Source organism: Pseudomonas sp. LjRoot277, assembly GCF_964253845.1.
Lineage (GTDB): Bacteria > Pseudomonadota > Gammaproteobacteria > Pseudomonadales > Pseudomonadaceae > Aquipseudomonas.
Genome location: NZ_CAXURI020000001.1, coordinates 3,053,118 through 3,068,705 on the forward strand (window position 1 = coordinate 3,053,118; position 15,588 = coordinate 3,068,705).

Sequence of the window (15,588 nt, forward strand, 5' to 3'; positions counted from 1 at the left end):
GCCAACCTCACAAAATAGCGGCGGCCTTGGTCAGAAACCAGATGATGATCACCACCAGCAGGGCGCCGATGCCAACCACTGCGCCGAGGTCTTTCCAGGTCTTGCGCTGGTTCTGCACGTCGGCATAAACGGTCAAGGAATGCCACGCCACACCCAAGAAAGCGAGCAGGGCGATCAGCAAACCGAGCAGGATACCGCCGTCGTAGGCGTAGTTTTTGATCGTCTCGATCAACCCGGAACCTTCACCACGTGAAGGCGCTTCCATGGTCGGGAGTTCGGCAAAAGCCAGGCTTGGACCGAGTACCAACAGCAGACCGATCAGGCGCTGACTGGCACGATCACGCAGGTTGTTTTTCAGGGGGACAAGGCACTTGAGCATGACGGCGATCTCCTGGGTTAGGACAGGGTGAAGAACATCAGGACCAACAATGCGAGCAGCACGCGCGCGGCACTGCCGCCAAACGCGCCGAAGCGCACACTGCCTGTCGCCCATCCCCGGTAAGCCGTCCACATCACCCAGGCGCACCAAAGCAATGCCAGAACGAGAACCAGGGATAGCCAGAGCGTCGAGCTGCTCTGCGGGGAGAAACCGGAGGCGTTTTGGAACGCTGAGGTTTGGGCGTCAGTCATGCTCATGGCGAAGGCTCCGCGGGCGGAGTGTCGAGGCGGTAATCACCGACCAGTTCACTGGGATCGCGGGGTTGAGCGCGGGAAGGGGATAGATAGCCCTTCACACCTTGGCGAATGCGCTGGATATCGTGAGTCAGGTGAGGGTAGTCAAAGCGATAACGTGTATTTGATTCTGGTGCTTCAAAACGTGACGCCCGTTGTACCAACGTGTCGAGGGTATCGAGCTGTCGGATGAGTAGAGTGAGCTGCTGCTCCTGCTCTCCCGCTGCATAGCTGTCGCTGTGAGCCGCGATCAGAGTGAGCATGAGAAAACGAATAGGAAAAACGGACATTTTGTTGGTCCCGACATTGGTCTGGAATTAAGATCTCCGAGGGAAGAGAGAGCGTCAGCAGATTATTCGAGCTGGGTGTGATCGGTTTTTGATTTCAGTTGTCGTTATGGGGCTATGGAAGTGCTGGAAGGAATTAAGGATAGAGTTGTAGTTGAAGTTGCTGAGAGCCTGGCTGGGCGCTCTGATGAGGAGATTTTGCAATTCTTTAGGTCAACTGCGACATTTGCAAGGAAGTATGCAGTAAGTTACGAACTCGAAGGGCCGATGCATCTGGTGCTAGATAATAGTATTATTCAGTCCTTTAAACACAGGTTGACTGATGCTAACCGCGATCTGCAGGCATTGTCATATACTGTGTTCACTAGGTTTGTAACAGGTTGGAGCGATCGCAAGACGTATTTGGCCGTGACGCCGGCAGCCCTCTATGAACATATGGGACGTCGGGGGAATATTACGGCTGAAGAGGCGTTATGTGCACTCGAAGAACTACAAGTGTTTTTCGTTGGTACAGGTCTACGTATGACATGGGTAGGTTTTAAGTCTATAGAGGATTTGGTGGAGAGTCTTGTGGCAATCCGTGCTGATGACTTATATCTGACAAAGTACTTTAAGCAAGTTCAAGAGAGGAGTTGGAGGACTGATCTCAAGGCGCCTTTCGGTGTGAAAATTCCCTTGGGTATTGCATATCGTGAGATACCCGATGATTTGCCACTGAAATACTTTAGCCCAGGGTATGTTAAGTTTGTGCTGGCGAGTCGAGTTGAACGGTCTATCATCCGAGAGTCACGGCATAACCCCGAGGCAATGCCGATTGGTAGCGGTCCAATATCTGATGCTCTAGCTGATCTCAACGAATTTAGTAAAAAGGGGGCTTTGTCAGGGTTAGGGGATATCGACATGTTACAAGTGTGTGATGGCTCTCGACAGTATCAAGAAAAGGCCGGTTATGTTTTGGTGGGACAGACGCTAGACGCTAAACTCGCAGAGGTTCTTCAGCATAGACATTCGTACTTCGAGAGTATGGGAGTCGAATTCGGGAGCCCAAATGCGGAGCAACAGACTAGAGATATGGTCAATTTTATGTTTTCAAAACCATTTTCGGAACACCAGAAGCGTGGGGAATGGATTCAGCCTATGTTGAAGGATTTTGTGGATACAATCGCCAGTGGTTGTAAAGTGGCGATTTCCAATGCCAATCATAGCTAGTGCATTGATCCACAGTGCAGTCGTAAAATTTTAAAGGTACTTCTTGAATGTCGCCGCAGTGATTGCCGTTGTTACCCCAAGCATCGCGGCGCACGGTACAAAAATAACGAGTGGGTTGAGCGAAAAGGGCAGTGATAGGTAAATAATCCAGGGCACGATTAGCAATGGTGTCACTGCCCGCTTAGCACGGTGATAGACAAAACTGCTCTCTCGCCCAGCGCCAAATTTTCGCAGGTCTCGGCGCATCAGGCCATCCACAAAACCGGTGAGCATGGCCAGCAGAAATAGGGGGGTGGCCAGGACCAGAATGGTCAGTCGCACCACGTAGGTAAAGGTCACATACACCGCCGCCAGTACGAAATCCTCAATGCTCACGTAGAGCTGATTGGTCCAGCTCCAAAAGCCGTTGCCTAGGCTCGACACCCGCGCCTGCCGGGCAAAATCCGCGAAGCCAGTCCTGATCAGCAGCCACTGATTAAGAAAATCCAGCCATTGGACAATCGTCTGTCCAGGTTGTTGGAGGATGAGAGAAGATTTGAAGTACTCACTCAGCCAGCCCAGTTCGTTCGTCAACATGGCTTGGCTGTGCTGCCAACCCTGATCGCCCCAGAACAGCAGTAGACCGGCGAACTCGATGAGGATCGAGAATAGCAAGGTGGCGATCAGCAAACCGATGATGCGTAAAACCAAGCCAATCGCCGAGACGATTAATCCCGGGCGCTGGATCCGTTGTGGCGGCGTGTTCTGGACGGAAGTCGCCATCGTTTACTCCATTGCGCACCGTTGAGTTGATGCCGCCACGGCGCCTGCCGAATACGTGTTTGCTGAATCGAAACCTGTGGCGGGGCCGGGCTACCCCACCTGATCCAGATCGAAGTTGGTAGTTGGGCCGCCACCGCTTGCGCTCCACCATTGTCCTGCCTGCTCGTTGTAGGTGGCCCGCATTCGCTGGGTAAGCTCCTGCAGGTCTTTGGGCATGGCATCGTCGTTGGAGGGTTTTGGCAACGGCATGCGGACTTTCCACAGCTGGCCACCGGCCTGGAAGGAAAACATTTGCCCCTTGGGCAAACTGACGATGTGCGCAGGCTCGATCAGCGGCACACTGGTGCTGCTGACACGGTCCTGTGAGGACGAGGTGAAGTCCGTGTTGGCCTCTGGATCGGAGGTGTCGGTGGCACCCGACACCAGGGTTCTGGTTAGCACGTTGACCTTGGGCAGCTGCTGGGTGAGCAGCTCCGCGGTGGCGGTTTCGCGCACGCGGAGCATCTGCAGAGTATTGAAGTTGCCGATGACCTGGCCTGCCTTGGCTCTGTTGCCGATGCGCGCTTCAATATCGCTGAGGGTCTGGGTGTAGGCGGTGACCTGGATGCCAGCGCCACCGCCCTTGTTGATCAGCGGAATGAACTCATCGCCCATCAGCTCGTTGAATTCATCGGCGTGGAGGTTGATCGGTAATTTGTCACTGTTGTTACCCGATGGGGGCAGGCCATGGTCGATGCCGTGTTTGTAGATGTGTCCGGCGACCGAGACCAAGTCGGCGAACATGGAGTTGCCCACAGCGGCGGCCACCTCGGCGTCGGTCAGCGCATCCAAACCGACGTAGACGATGCCGCGTTTTCGGATGATCTGCATCCAGTCGAAGATTGGCCGCGGGTCATCCAGATCGGTGTAGTTGGGGGCCAGTAACTGGGCGGTCTTGCCGGTGGTGAGTTTCTCCAGCAGCGGCAGTAGCGACGCAACGATTTTGTCGAAGTAAGTACGGTCGTAGCGTACCGCCGAGCGCAGTCCGTCCAGTACCGGATCAAATACCCGCTTCACTGCCAGGTACTGCTCGATGGCCACCACGCGCTTTTCGCGTCCCACCATATGCCGGGGAATGTTCTTTTCGGTGAGCTTGCCTTCAAGCTGGACGATCACTTCCCAGGCTTTCGGGTCGGTCTTGGCGAAAAACTGCTGGGCGTACTCGATGAACAGTGCATCGATGTTGACCACATGTCGCTGGATCTGCAGGTAGTCTGGGCGTCGGCCCAACTCGATCAGGGCGCGGGCAATGATGTTGACGAAGCGCCAGGCGAACTCGCGAAAGGCCGCGGAGTTGCCTTCGCCACTGAGTTGCCCCGCGATGCGTGATGCGACCTCCGAGATGCGTCCGAAACGCCCCACGGCGTTGTAACGCGCGGAGATCTCTGGCCAGCCTAGATGAAAGACATAGAACTCCTTTTCCCGACCGGCGCGTTTGGCTTCGACGTACATGCGCTTGAGCAGGTCGGCATCGCCCTTCGGATCGAAAACGATGACCACCTCATGTTCGACGCGGTGAATGTCCTGGGTGATGTACATCTCGGCGAGTCGCGTCTTACCGACACGGGTAGTGCCGAGCACCAGGGTGTGTCCGACCCGTTCACCCAGCGGCAGGCTGACTTCCGTTTCGTCGGGCTCAACCCCATGCAGAAGTGGCGAGCCACCTACCGGGGGCAAAGGGCGCAACGGATTGAAGGCACTGTCCCAGGCTGTGAGACGGGCCAGTGTCGAGAGCGGAAACGGTGCATGTTCCAGGCGCTGTTCGAGTTCACGGGCCAGGCGATAGCGGGTCGGTTGGTCGACATAGTGGGCGACCGCCGGATCCTGGGCCTCGACCAAACGTTGGGTGTGCAGGCGGGTCCAGCGAAAGCCGCGGCCCATAAACAGACGCTTACAACTGACCGGAATCTGCTGACTTGTCAGCTCGTAGCGGGGCAGCCGACGGATATTGCGCCGATAACGCAGCACCTCCCAAGCTTGTCGCAGCCGGATAAGGCCGAACAGGGCATAGGCCAACGCTGCAAACAGACCGATCTCGGGTGACAGGGCCACAGCCCAGGGCGAGTACACGCACAACACCGCGGCAGCGATACAGATTGCTACGGTATACAGCTCCACCGCTGGCCGGAGCTTGGACTCCATCGTGTGCTCGGCCATGATCTGGACTCACTGTTCCAGTGAGGTGGCAGTGATCAAGATGGGATAGTGCTCAATCTGCAGGCGGGTGGCGATGTCGTTGCCGTTGACCGGCAGAATGGTGATGCCCGGAGCGGCTGCTCGAATCCGGGCCAGGGCTTCATTATCGGCCACTTCGACGGCGAGGCCAGCCGCGCCCATTTCCTGTAGTTCAGCAGCGCGTTGACGCAGCCAAGTCAGCGACTGGGGATCGTCACCGACCAGAAAAAATGGCCGCAAGCCCGGCATGTTCAGGGCGCGAGACGTGATCCGGCCGGGGCTCAAGTGGGAGCTGCGGATGGGCAGTATCCAGGCTTCATCGGCAAACGTGGACAGGTCCGCATGCATGGCCCGATCAGGCTGGGTTTTGTTGTTTATGGGCAGCCCGGAAATTTGATAATGAGGTCGGGTGAAGTCGCTCGGCTGATCCCCGGCTACGGTCAGTTCCGGCTGGGCGAAAGGAGCCAAGAGCAGGATGAAATAGCAGATAAGGGATATTCGCTTCATGGTGGTGTGCCCTGTTTGAAGGAAACCTGCAACCGTTCGAGTTGCCGGGAAAAGCCAGCGCGGTAACGCACGGCCGGCGTTCCGCCTGCCGGGCGGTGATAGCGTCCAGCAGCCGACACCCAATCACCGGTGGCGGCGTGATGCTCCTGCAACAGCGCCGCGGTGACGGCGAGATTTCGGTAGGGGTCGAGGGCTTCGCAGGGGCTGGAAAAACGTTGCCCGTGGTAACCCAGGTTGGTTTGTCCTAGACCGACATCGATCCGCTTGGCGTCATGCCGGGCGAGCGCCTGAAGCAAGGCGTGACAGGTGGCCTGGCGAGTGGCGAAGCGATAAGGGCTACCGGCTATGTTCAGGGTCCAAGGCCAGGGCAGCAGCCGACCACGGACGCGGATACCACTCTCCTGCAGAGCAATCGCAAACAGCACCGTAGAAGGGATGTCGGCGTCATGCGCCGCCAGTTGGTAGGCCGGAGGCGGAAGTTCGTCAGCCTGGACGACGAGCATCGTCAGCATGAACACAATGCCACTCAGTCGAGGCGTTGCCATTGTCCGTTCACCTGCTGGAAAGTGGCGGGCAATGGCCCCGGGGCGCCCAAGCTGAACCAGCGACCACGGTCATGGTTCAGGGTGATCTGTCGGCGCTGAACCTTGGCCGGATTGATGCCTGCTTGCCGAGCCCAGCTACGGACGCGTTGATCCTGGCCTTGGCTGCCCACCAGATAGATATCGAACGCCGTGTCGCTGCTTTGCAGACGCTCCGCTTCGGCGGTGCACGCTGGGCAGTGGTCCTCCACAAACAGGGCCTGGCGCGGCATGACCGATGAGCTGGCAGGGGGCGGGGACGCCATGCCCTGGATCGGCAGCAGCCCGGGAAACAGCTTGGCCCAGGCCGCGGTGTAAGCGTTTTGGTAGGCCAACTCGCGCTCGGCGCGTTTGGCTTCCAGCGCTACCTGTAATTCGGCAAAGCGCTGGCGCTCCTGGTCGGTCTGGGCCTCGACCCCGAGTGCGGTCAACGGATCGAGGTTCGGGCTCCAGAAACCGCGCGGGCCGGCTTGGATCTGTTCGAAGCGCGTCCACTCCTGCTCCGTCAGACCCCAGCTTGCCGCCTGTTCAGAGTCAGAGCGCCCCAGGGGAGCAGACTGCGTGTCCTGGGTCCGTGACTGTGTCGTGACGGGGTTGCCCATCGCAGCGCCCGTGGTTAGTAGCGAAACAAGACCGGCGACGGCGGGCAGTAGCGCTCTGTTCATGATCGCTTCTCAAGGGAGTTGCACGGTCTGGTCTGGCTGAGCGGCCACCGCGAAGATGGCTGAGTTCGGCTCCAGCACTTTCAGGCGCCAGTCTCCGAACTGCTCGCCGCTATGCAGCAGCCGAACATCCGTGAGCGAGCGACTGTCAGGAGGTGCGACCGCCAGAAAGCGCTCACCCCCGCGGGACTCGACACCCAACACCGAGAACGGTGGCGAGAGCCGGGTGGGCTTGGGGCGAGCGGTCTTTTTCGGTTTGGTCGCGGAAGGCATCGGCGGTGGGGGGGAAGGCTGAGCCTTGAGGTCCAGGAGCTGCTGCTCGATCTGTTCAAGGCGTGCGCGCAGCGCAGTCAGGTCTGCCTGGGTGGCGCGGACTACGAGACCATCGCGCAGTTCCTGTATCTCATGCGCCCACTGATCCACCATCGGATCAAGGGTATTGGCCTGTTGCTCACCGGTATCGACCATCTGCTTCAGGTCTTTCAACGCGTACTGCAGCTTCTCCTGCGTATTCTTGAGGGCGTTTGAATCACGTTGCAGGGTGTCCAGGGTTTGTTGGTATTGGGTGTTCGTGCTGTGTAGCTCGGCCACGCGCTGATACTGGTTATACAAACCACCGCTCAGGCCGGCAATTGCCAGGCAAAGCAGCCCGACAATAAGGGTTTGAAACGTCGAGGCTTTCATGGCCGCGCCTCCGACTGGGGGGGCGAGACGGGTGTGATCAGCGCGACGCCGACATCAGCTTTCTGCTGTTCGAAGCAGACCGAACGGCCGACTTCATCGGTCGTGAGTTGCCAGGCGGGGCCAGCCAGCACTTGTAGCGCACTGCGCAAAGAAATCGGGCCGAGCCGGTAATGGGCCGCTGGCAGGGGCCGGGTAAACAGCACCTTCACCGACGCGGTAACGGGGCAGAGCGAATAGCCCGAGCGCTGCAATACGTAGTGCAACGCCTCCTGCACCGAAGGGCTCAGGCTGGACGGGATGCTCACGTTGATGATTTGGGCGAGAAGATCGCGTTGTTCCGTGGTGGGCTCGGTGCTGACCAGCGTATATCGGCCATAGCGGAGCTCTGCCGGATGGCGTCCTTCGGCTGGGCCCTTCGAGAGCTGGGCTCGATTGGAGCCACTGTCGATCTCTGGATGGGCCGGCAATGGGTTGGGGATTTGCGTGGTGCAGGCGCTCAATAAACCCAGCAGGCAGACAGGCGTGAATAAACGCTCCATGGAAAAAACCTCATGTCAGATTCAGTTCAGAACCTGACATAAGGTAAAGGAGCGATTCAGCGAGAAAGTTGATTCAAGACGGGTCGTGTTAAAGCCGAGCGCGTTGCTATTCATCAAAAATGACGAGCCCATCCAAGACGGCAGCGTCGGGGTCGAAGATCAACAATCGCACATCCGCCAATGCCGCGAGGTACAGCACCTTAATCAACGCTGCTGGCGTACGGGCATCGAGTTGCTCTTGCCTCAGCGATGAGTAAGGACGGCCCTCGATCTTCACCAGGTTATCGTCGGTCCAGGGCGTGCCGATCAGCTTACATCCGACGCCATCGCAGTCTGTCAGGGCAAAGGGTTCGAACAGCAGACCGGTTGGTCTGGAGTCGAAATTGCCAGCCCGGCTTTCCAAGTAGCGCAATGCTTCTTCAGTGAGGTGTGCGGTGCTGATTTCCCAGGCTCGACTGTAGTGTCCCGTTTCGAAGCTCAAGCGATGGACCATGGCATGGGCTTCTTCAAGGGAGTACAGATCGCCGACGTGATACTGCTGGTTGAGCACTTCGCCAATCACGGCGTATATCACTTGGCGCACCAGCCCGGTGGACTGGCAGCGTTTATCCAACCTCTCCGAAATGGATTGGCCTTCGCTGATCAAGGCGAAATCGTCATTGAACAGGCAGGGGAACAGTTGCAGCTCATGGTCGGGCAGATGGGCCTGTGAGTCGTGCACGGGGCGAAAGCAGGGAGGGCAGTCGTTTTCGTAGGTGATCAGTAGCAGCCGTTCGATATGCAGATTGTCGTAGCCGCGAGCAAATGGGTTTGAGCACGCCAGCAGGGCTGGGGCTAGGTGTGTGGGGTTCATGAGGGTTCTCCAGAATGAAAATGAACAAGGCGCCCGAAGGCGCCTGTGAGGGTTAAAGCCAGCCGCATTCGGCAAGGGAGAGCGGGCGGCCTTCACCCACGATGAAATGATCCAGTACGCGCACTTCGATCAAGGCCAAGGCCTCCTTCAATCGTGCGGTCAAGACGCGATCCGCCTGGCTGGGTTCTGTACACCCTGAGGGGTGGTTGTGAACAAAAATGGCGGCCGCAGCGTTATGCGCTAGGGAGCGCTTAACGACTTGGCGGGGGTAAACGCTGGCACCATCAATGCTGCCGTGAAAGAGGACTTCGAACGCCAGCACGCGGTGCTGGGCATCGAGAAAAATCACACCGAAGACTTCATGCTCTTGTTGCGCAAGATGCAGTTTTAGGTATGAGGCCACGGCGCCAGGTGACGTCAGGTTAGGGCCGCGGGCGAACAGCCGACGATCTAGAATATGCAGTGCCTCGTCGATCACCTGGTTTTCTTGGCTGATTCGATCAGCCTCGAAATCCGAGGTCTCAATCAGTGTGAATTGGGTGTTCATGGTGGTACCTCCGAAGGGAACAATCAGGGGTACACGCCCGAGGGGACTGGTGTCCCCTAGGTGGAAATAGAGTCGCGGGCATTAGCCGATGACGCGCTGTTTACAGCCGGGTGAATCGGTGACGTTGACCGTGTAGGGGTGAGCCACAACCGTCGCAGGGCAATGTGGAAAAGGCTTTTGTTCCCCAGCCGGTTTCGGGATCGAAGTCGGCACTGATGGGCATTAAGCGAACCAGTCCACGATGGATCCCGGTGATGCGTTTCTCGATTTCATCCGTCGTGTAGTAGAGCGATAACGTGCTGTAGTCCTCGTAAGCCGCAGCGAACAAACAGTCGTCGCAAAGCCAGAAGGATTCCATGTGGATTCTCCTGTGCGGATTGAAGAAAAGGCGCTCGAGGGAGCGCCTTGATGTGGAACATCGTGGACTATTCAGGCGGACTGAACGGTACGGGTGGCATCACGGCGGACCGTGCGGGGAGCAGCTGGAGATTCAGGTTCGCCCCGAGTTTCTATTGGGTTTTCACTCTCCTCAACTTCGGCATTAGCCGATGATGGAGATGACTCACTGGTGGGCGCTTGCTCAGCAGGTGCTGTTGCTTCCTGCCTGGCGGGCGCTTTGTACTCGAATGTGCCGTCGACCTTGATCCAGTCGATGAACAGCAAACGACCTTTCAGGCTGGCGCCTGGTTGACCTTGTTTATCGCCTTTCTCGTAGAGAAATGGATCGATCCACAGGTCGCCAATACGGAACGACAGCAAGACCTTTTTCTCGGCGTTGACGGCGTCCATATAGAGACGAATCAAGCGTTCAGCTTCGCCCCCAGCGACTTTGCAGTCGAAGCGGGTGTACTCGACCGCATCGGTGGCGCCGTGCAGGGCTGCGATATCGCAGGCCATGAATGGCTGGCCGCGGCGGATTTGGACTTCACGAACACGGTTGAGGTAGCCGATACCGACGGTGTGCAGGTTGAAGTAAGTGGTCGCTTCTTGGGAGTGGTTGGCGTGGGCCATGGTGGTTCTCCTGTTTCAAGGGAAAACGGCGACGCACAAACCCTGATGGGGAAGTGAGCCCCCGTCAGGGTGGGTAAGGTGAAGGCGAGCGATGAGCGATTCGCCACCGGCAAGCCGATGGCAAGCAAGACTATGCGTCTGGAGGAATAGCGGGATAGCAGAGGAACGTCTGCGGTAGTGGTCCGCAAACATGGGGTAGTGGGCATTCATCACCGCTGAAGCGGTAACCGTGCGAGCTTCCGAACGCTGATCGCACTTGGGTAAACCACCACGAACGTGGCGTAGCCTTGAAGGTTCAAGCTACCTGGGCTGGGCTGTCGACGACAGCGAACCACGCCCTTTGTATAAGCCTGGCACAGGGGAGCGTCAAGACGCTGCAACCCAGTTTTTTATGGCCGGAATTCAGTGGCAGTCACTGGAATGAAGAAAATGAAGAGTGAGCCTGACGGGTCGCCAGGCGAGGAAGAGAAAAGCCACCTTTGGCGGTCTTACGCAGTCGACAAGCTCCTCGCAAAACTTGGTTTAACTGCGCCATGATTCGCCAACCGACCCTTGTCGTGGCCTGGGTCGGAAGCTGTTGGCACGCATCCGCGCACAAAGGGTGCCCAATGTTTCCCCGGTGGGCTCCGGGGCTGAATACGATCGCCGAGGCGGATGACCACTATTGCCTGGCAGAGGCAATAGTGGTCATCCGCCGCCGTGATCAGGTTGAGCACAAATCGGGAACGAAATCCCCCAGAAGAAATGGCCCCGAACTCTAGGAGTCCGACCGAACTACCCGGAGCGAATCGGTCTTGGGTCGCCATTGGCGATGATCCTGAGGCACTACAGCAGAGAGGATGGGATGACGTCAAGGCAGAGTGCGTTGACTTAAAGGTCGCCCCAATATTCAAGTTGATCTTCAATGATGAGTCATGGACGACGCACATTTTTGCTGATCGGCACAGTGCCCTTGCAGTCCGGGTAGTGGGAGCACGACCAGAACGGCCCTGATTTTCCCTTACGTCTGAGCATTGAGGCGTTGCAAATGGGGCAGGCCGGACCGGTTTCTACCGGTAACGCCAAGGTGAGCGCTCCACAGTGTTCGACCAATTGCGCAATCCAACTCGCCTGCTTGGCGACGAATTCATCCAGAGTCAGACGTCCTGCTTCGATTTCGTCCAGGGCCTGCTCCCAGATCGCGGTCATACCCGGATCTGCGATTGCCGCGGGTACCGCCTCGATCAGGGTATGGGCCGCCGCAGAGGCCATCAAGGCGCGTTTTTTCTTCAGCAAATAACCGCGTTCAATCAATCCCTTGATGATGCCGGCTCGCGTAGCTTCGGTACCGATACCGGTGGTGTCCCGAAGTTTCTGTTTCAGGCGGGGGTCGTTGACCAGTTTGGCCACGTTTTTCATCGCCTTGATCAGATCGCCCTCGGTCAGCGGTTTGGGAGCGGCGGTGTGCATGGGCCTGAGTTCGACGTCGTTCACTGCGCACTGAGTACCCTGTTGCAAGACGGGCAATACTTGATGCTTTTGACTGGGCTCATCCTCCTCGGTGTTTTCGTAGAACAAGCCTTTCCAGCCCTGAACCAGAATCTGTTTGCCAACAGCGGTCAATCGTTCTTCGCCACACTCCAGTTCGACCTGGGTTCGATCAAACTCATGATGCGGAAGAAATTGCGCGAGGTAGTGGCAACGAATCAGCTCGTAGACATTGCGCTCTTGTTCAGACATCCGCGCAAGGTTCGCGGGTTCGGTGGTGGGGATGATGCCGTGGTGCGCGGTGACCTTGGCATCGTTCCATGCCCGTGAGCGCAATGATCGATCGAGGCTTCCGAATGCGGGCCGTAGTGGGGGGGCCGTTTTGAGCAGGGCATTGAATACCGCGGGAACCTCGTTGAACATACTATCCGGCAAATAGCGGCAATCGCTGCGTGGATAGGTGGTGGCTTTGTAGGTTTCATACAGGGATTGGGCAGTGTTTAGGGTTTCCTGAGCGCCGAGTCCCAGCTTGCGCGAGCAGACTTCTTGCAGTGTGCTCAGGTCGAAGGGCAGGGGCGGCGGTTCTCGGAAATGCTCAGTCTGCAGCGAGAGTACTGTGGCGGTCTTACCGCTAGAAATCTCTTGGACCGCCTGAATGGCCAGCGCTTGTTGCAGGCAACGACCTGCCTCGTCCTGCCCTGAGCTGGGTGGTAACCACGACGCGATGAATGGTTGCCCCATTGAGGACAGGTGCACCTCCACTTCCCAGTAGGGCACCGAGACGAAGCTGGCAATCGCACGATCCCGATCGACTACCAGACGCAAAGTGGGTGTCTGGACACGTCCAACCGATAGTACGCCGTCGTAACCCACCCGCCGACCGAGCAGGGTAAATAAACGACTGAGGTTCATGCCGATTAGCCAGTCGGCGCGGCTTCGGGCGACGGCTGAGTGGTAGAGCGAGAAGGTCTCCTGCCCAGACTTCATCGAGGACAGTGCCTTGCGAATCGACGCCTCGTTGAGTGCGGACAACCAGAGGCGTTGGACGGGGCCTCGATACTGGCAGCGCTCCAGTAACTCGCGGGCAATCATTTCACCTTCGCGATCGGCGTCGGTCGCGATAACGACGGTGGTGGCTTCGCTGAGAAGGCGCTTGATGACGTTGAACTGTGCCGCGGTCTTGGGTTTGACCTCGACCTGCCACTGCGCGGGAATGATCGGTAGATGGTCCAACGACCAGTTTTTGTACTGCATGCCATAGGCTTCGGGCGGGGCAGTCTCCAGCAGGTGACCGATGCACCAAGTGACGGTTGTCTGTGTGCCGATCAGGCAACCCTCACCACGGCGAGTGGCCCCGAGCACCTTGGCGATGTCCCGACCCTGGGAAGGTTTCTCGCAGAGGAAGAGGCGCATAGAACTGCTCCGGATTGAGTTCGGAGCAGCGTGGTTGGAAACAGCAGTGGCGAGATATGAGAAACCTGAATGGCAGGTTCCTCACATTAGATGGTGAGGGCAGACTTGAATGGGCCGAGATGGCTACCCATTTGTAGTGTGGACGACAGGTGGGTCTTCACGAGCAGCGAGTACCGACAGACCAGCCACTTCGCGCAGAGGCGCAATTTTTATGCCTGAACTCTGTCAGTCCGACGGTGGTTGCCCTCTGCGTTTTTTGGGTTTCGACGCAGGTGAACCGGCCTGCTCTGTATGTTGCCCGGCGTGTGTCGCAGATGCCGTCGGTTCATTGGAGCGTTCCCGCATGACCACGCTGTGCACCCGGTGGGGCAGAATGCCGACGCGACGGGCCTCGATCTTGAAGGTCACTCGTGCATTGTCTTCGCTGTCCTCCCACTCGTCGCGCACCGTACGACCTTCGACCAGCACGCGCATGCCTTTCTGGTATAGCGTGCTCCAGTGTTCAGCCTCGCGGTGCCAGAGCTCAACCGGCGCCCAATAGCCACCTCGATCTTCATAGCTGCCCTCGCGTGGCACAGGATTGTCGAAATACACATTTAGCCGTAGCAAGCGCCGTGGTTCGTCATTGCCTGAGGCGAACTCCTGGAACTCTGGCGCACTGCCGATGTTGCCTTCGCCGACGAAAAAAGTACTCATCGTGATATCTCCACTGCGGGTGTGAACTGGCGCAGTAACCGTTCGGCACTGGCCATTTTGATCGAACAGGTCGAGGCCTGGCGGTAGAGCGAATGCACCACGCTCATCTGTAGGTTCAGTGCAATGCGATCGCATTCGAAACGATGCAATCCCTCGCGTACGACCTGCGGCAGGGGTTTGTTACAGAGCTGCCGTTCCCAGACCGCAACGCCCATGCGAGAGAAATCGCGCGTGCGCCAACGTAGGAAAGTGCTGCCAGCGCTGGTATTCTGCAGCACCAGGCGAATATCGAGCAGTGAGTACGGAGGCTGTCCGGCCTGCTGCACTACAGCCTCCATCAGGTGACATAACTGCGCCTCGATTTCCCTCGCTACCTGCGCAAGATGCTCCAACTCCCCCTTACCCTTAAAAGGTTTTAAAAGGCCTTTTAGGGAGGCTGCGTGTTCGAGCTGTCGATAGGCATCCGGTGTCAACGCGTCGAAAAACATTGGGTGAGCCGGATTCATGGGATTCATGCTTCGTCCTCCGGCTCATCCACTGTTGCAGATGGCTCTCCCGTTTCCTCTGCCAACGCGTCGGCGTCATCCACTGCCACAGCACCACGACGAACGATTGGCGGCGCGAACTGGGAGCGGCGATGCCCCTCAAGGATGTCCATCGGGGGCAAACCCAATTTCTCGATGGCCGCCAAAGCACGAGCATTGTTCGCCGCCATGTCATCACGGGTGACGCCAGAATGCCGATAGCGCTGGGCCTGGCCGAATAGGCTGCGCAAAAGATGGGCGCCGTCGTCGATCCAGGCTTCCATGTCGATACGGCCGATCAGGGCGGTGTGATGGGCCAATAGAGTCCGACGTACCAGGGTGTCGTAGTCGGTCAGCAGGTAGACCGCCAGAAAACCCAGCTGGCTGCCGATGTATAACGGCAAGGTGACGGGGTGGATGTTGAGGTTGTCGCCCATGTCGATCTGTGTCGGCAGGTCCTGCCTGATCCGATCCAGTTGATCGGTCAGTTCTAGCATTCCAGCTTTGGCCTGCATCAGTTTTTCTTCGAGTTGCACGATGGCCCAGTCGGCATAGGGATCGTCCTGGGCGGCGGTTTGTTTGATCAGATTGGTGACACTGATGTAGCCGGCCATGCCCATGATCGAGTGGACGCCTTCGCGTGCGGTCCGACCTTGCCAGATACGGGCGGCGTGGTGCGTGTGCAGGGTCAGGGTGATGCTGCTGCGCAATGAACCCAGGTTGAGTTGATAGTGGTCGGCCACGGTGTTGTCCTCGCATAAGCTTGGACGGGAACGTTGCGACAGATGAGGAACCAGGGCAGCCAAAAAGCTGAATGCGGTCTGTTCGGTTTGGTATGAGAGGGTTAACTTCGAGAGATTCGTGAGTGATGCCAGTTGCATTATTTCCATGGATGGCTATAGCCGTGCTGTTCGGTTTACATAGGTTCACCCCCTCGCGATCTCGCAGTAGAACTCAGTA

At 57.8% G+C, this 15,588-nt stretch carries 19 protein-coding genes; 1 reads left to right on the plus strand and 18 read right to left on the minus strand.

Annotation, left to right across the window (positions count from 1 at the left end):
* Positions 1-7: 7 nt before the first annotated feature.
* The 3 genes from ACSQ87_RS14445 to ACSQ87_RS14455 are packed head-to-tail and all read right to left on the minus strand — an operon-like array spanning position 8 to position 962.
* Positions 8-379 (minus strand): TIGR03745 family integrating conjugative element membrane protein, encoded by a 372-nt coding sequence (locus ACSQ87_RS14445; RefSeq protein WP_003174125.1) that lies wholly within the window; start codon positions 377-379, stop codon positions 8-10.
* A 17-nt stretch (positions 380-396) separates the two neighbouring features.
* Entirely contained in the window at positions 397-636 is a 240-nt protein-coding gene (locus tag ACSQ87_RS14450) for a TIGR03758 family integrating conjugative element protein (protein ID WP_012723194.1), read from the minus strand.
* Positions 633-962: an RAQPRD family integrative conjugative element protein gene (locus ACSQ87_RS14455; RefSeq protein ID WP_100845521.1), complete on the minus strand. Its 330-nt coding sequence runs from the start codon at positions 960-962 to the stop codon at positions 633-635. The genes ACSQ87_RS14450 and ACSQ87_RS14455 overlap by 4 nt, the downstream gene beginning before the upstream one ends.
* A 114-nt stretch (positions 963-1,076) precedes the next feature.
* On the opposite strand from ACSQ87_RS14455, the gene ACSQ87_RS14460 reads away from it, so the two are divergent.
* Positions 1,077-2,168, plus strand: a complete 1,092-nt coding sequence (locus ACSQ87_RS14460) for a hypothetical protein (RefSeq protein WP_436273702.1) — start codon at positions 1,077-1,079, stop codon at positions 2,166-2,168.
* Positions 2,169-2,198: 30 nt separating this feature from the next.
* On the opposite strand, the gene ACSQ87_RS14465 is transcribed toward ACSQ87_RS14460, so the two are convergent.
* From ACSQ87_RS14465 to ACSQ87_RS14535, 15 genes are all read right to left on the minus strand, one after another.
* Positions 2,199-2,930 carry a TIGR03747 family integrating conjugative element membrane protein gene (locus ACSQ87_RS14465; RefSeq protein ID WP_436273703.1) on the minus strand — a complete coding sequence of 244 codons (732 nt, stop codon included), beginning with the start codon at positions 2,928-2,930 and terminating at the stop codon, positions 2,199-2,201.
* A gap of 90 nt (positions 2,931-3,020) precedes the next feature.
* Positions 3,021-5,126, minus strand: a complete 2,106-nt coding sequence (traD, locus tag ACSQ87_RS14470) for a type IV conjugative transfer system coupling protein TraD (RefSeq protein WP_436273704.1) — start codon at positions 5,124-5,126, stop codon at positions 3,021-3,023.
* A gap of 9 nt (positions 5,127-5,135) precedes the next feature.
* Positions 5,136-5,651 carry an integrating conjugative element protein gene (locus ACSQ87_RS14475; protein ID WP_436273705.1) on the minus strand — a complete coding sequence of 172 codons (516 nt, stop codon included), beginning with the start codon at positions 5,649-5,651 and terminating at the stop codon, positions 5,136-5,138.
* Complete coding sequence (locus ACSQ87_RS14480) at positions 5,648-6,196, minus strand: lytic transglycosylase (protein WP_436273706.1); 549 nt, start codon at positions 6,194-6,196, stop codon at positions 5,648-5,650. Before ACSQ87_RS14480 ends, ACSQ87_RS14475 begins: the two co-directional genes overlap by 4 nt.
* Positions 6,178-6,897 carry a TIGR03759 family integrating conjugative element protein gene (locus tag ACSQ87_RS14485; protein ID WP_436273707.1) on the minus strand — a complete coding sequence of 240 codons (720 nt, stop codon included), beginning with the start codon at positions 6,895-6,897 and terminating at the stop codon, positions 6,178-6,180. Before ACSQ87_RS14485 ends, ACSQ87_RS14480 begins: the two co-directional genes overlap by 19 nt.
* Before the next feature lie 9 nt (positions 6,898-6,906).
* Complete coding sequence (locus ACSQ87_RS14490) at positions 6,907-7,578, minus strand: chemotaxis protein (RefSeq protein WP_436273708.1); 672 nt, start codon at positions 7,576-7,578, stop codon at positions 6,907-6,909.
* On the minus strand, positions 7,575-8,117 hold the full coding sequence (locus ACSQ87_RS14495; RefSeq protein ID WP_436273709.1) for a PilL N-terminal domain-containing protein: 543 nt from the start codon (positions 8,115-8,117) through the stop codon (positions 7,575-7,577). Before ACSQ87_RS14495 ends, ACSQ87_RS14490 begins: the two co-directional genes overlap by 4 nt.
* A gap of 106 nt (positions 8,118-8,223) precedes the next feature.
* Positions 8,224-8,970: an ABC transporter substrate-binding protein gene (locus ACSQ87_RS14500; protein ID WP_436273710.1), complete on the minus strand. Its 747-nt coding sequence runs from the start codon at positions 8,968-8,970 to the stop codon at positions 8,224-8,226.
* A gap of 52 nt (positions 8,971-9,022) precedes the next feature.
* Complete coding sequence (gene radC, locus ACSQ87_RS14505) at positions 9,023-9,517, minus strand: RadC family protein (protein WP_436273711.1); 495 nt, start codon at positions 9,515-9,517, stop codon at positions 9,023-9,025.
* A 100-nt stretch (positions 9,518-9,617) separates the two neighbouring features.
* The gene (locus tag ACSQ87_RS14510; RefSeq protein ID WP_436273712.1) at positions 9,618-9,875 is read right to left on the minus strand and encodes a hypothetical protein; all 258 of its coding nucleotides are present in this window, start codon (positions 9,873-9,875) and stop codon (positions 9,618-9,620) included.
* A 71-nt stretch (positions 9,876-9,946) separates the two neighbouring features.
* Positions 9,947-10,528, minus strand: coding sequence for an STY4534 family ICE replication protein (locus tag ACSQ87_RS14515; RefSeq protein ID WP_436273713.1), 582 nt, complete (start codon positions 10,526-10,528; stop codon positions 9,947-9,949).
* Between the two features lie 912 nt (positions 10,529-11,440).
* On the minus strand, positions 11,441-13,408 hold the full coding sequence (locus tag ACSQ87_RS14520) for a DNA topoisomerase III (protein WP_436273714.1): 1,968 nt from the start codon (positions 13,406-13,408) through the stop codon (positions 11,441-11,443).
* A gap of 225 nt (positions 13,409-13,633) precedes the next feature.
* Positions 13,634-14,104 carry a single-stranded DNA-binding protein gene (locus tag ACSQ87_RS14525; RefSeq protein ID WP_436273715.1) on the minus strand — a complete coding sequence of 157 codons (471 nt, stop codon included), beginning with the start codon at positions 14,102-14,104 and terminating at the stop codon, positions 13,634-13,636.
* The gene (locus tag ACSQ87_RS14530; RefSeq protein WP_436273716.1) at positions 14,101-14,619 is read right to left on the minus strand and encodes a DUF3158 family protein; all 519 of its coding nucleotides are present in this window, start codon (positions 14,617-14,619) and stop codon (positions 14,101-14,103) included. Before ACSQ87_RS14530 ends, ACSQ87_RS14525 begins: the two co-directional genes overlap by 4 nt.
* Positions 14,616-15,371 (minus strand): PFL_4669 family integrating conjugative element protein, encoded by a 756-nt coding sequence (locus ACSQ87_RS14535; protein ID WP_436273717.1) that lies wholly within the window; start codon positions 15,369-15,371, stop codon positions 14,616-14,618. Before ACSQ87_RS14535 ends, ACSQ87_RS14530 begins: the two co-directional genes overlap by 4 nt.
* Positions 15,372-15,588: the final 217 nt, after the last annotated feature.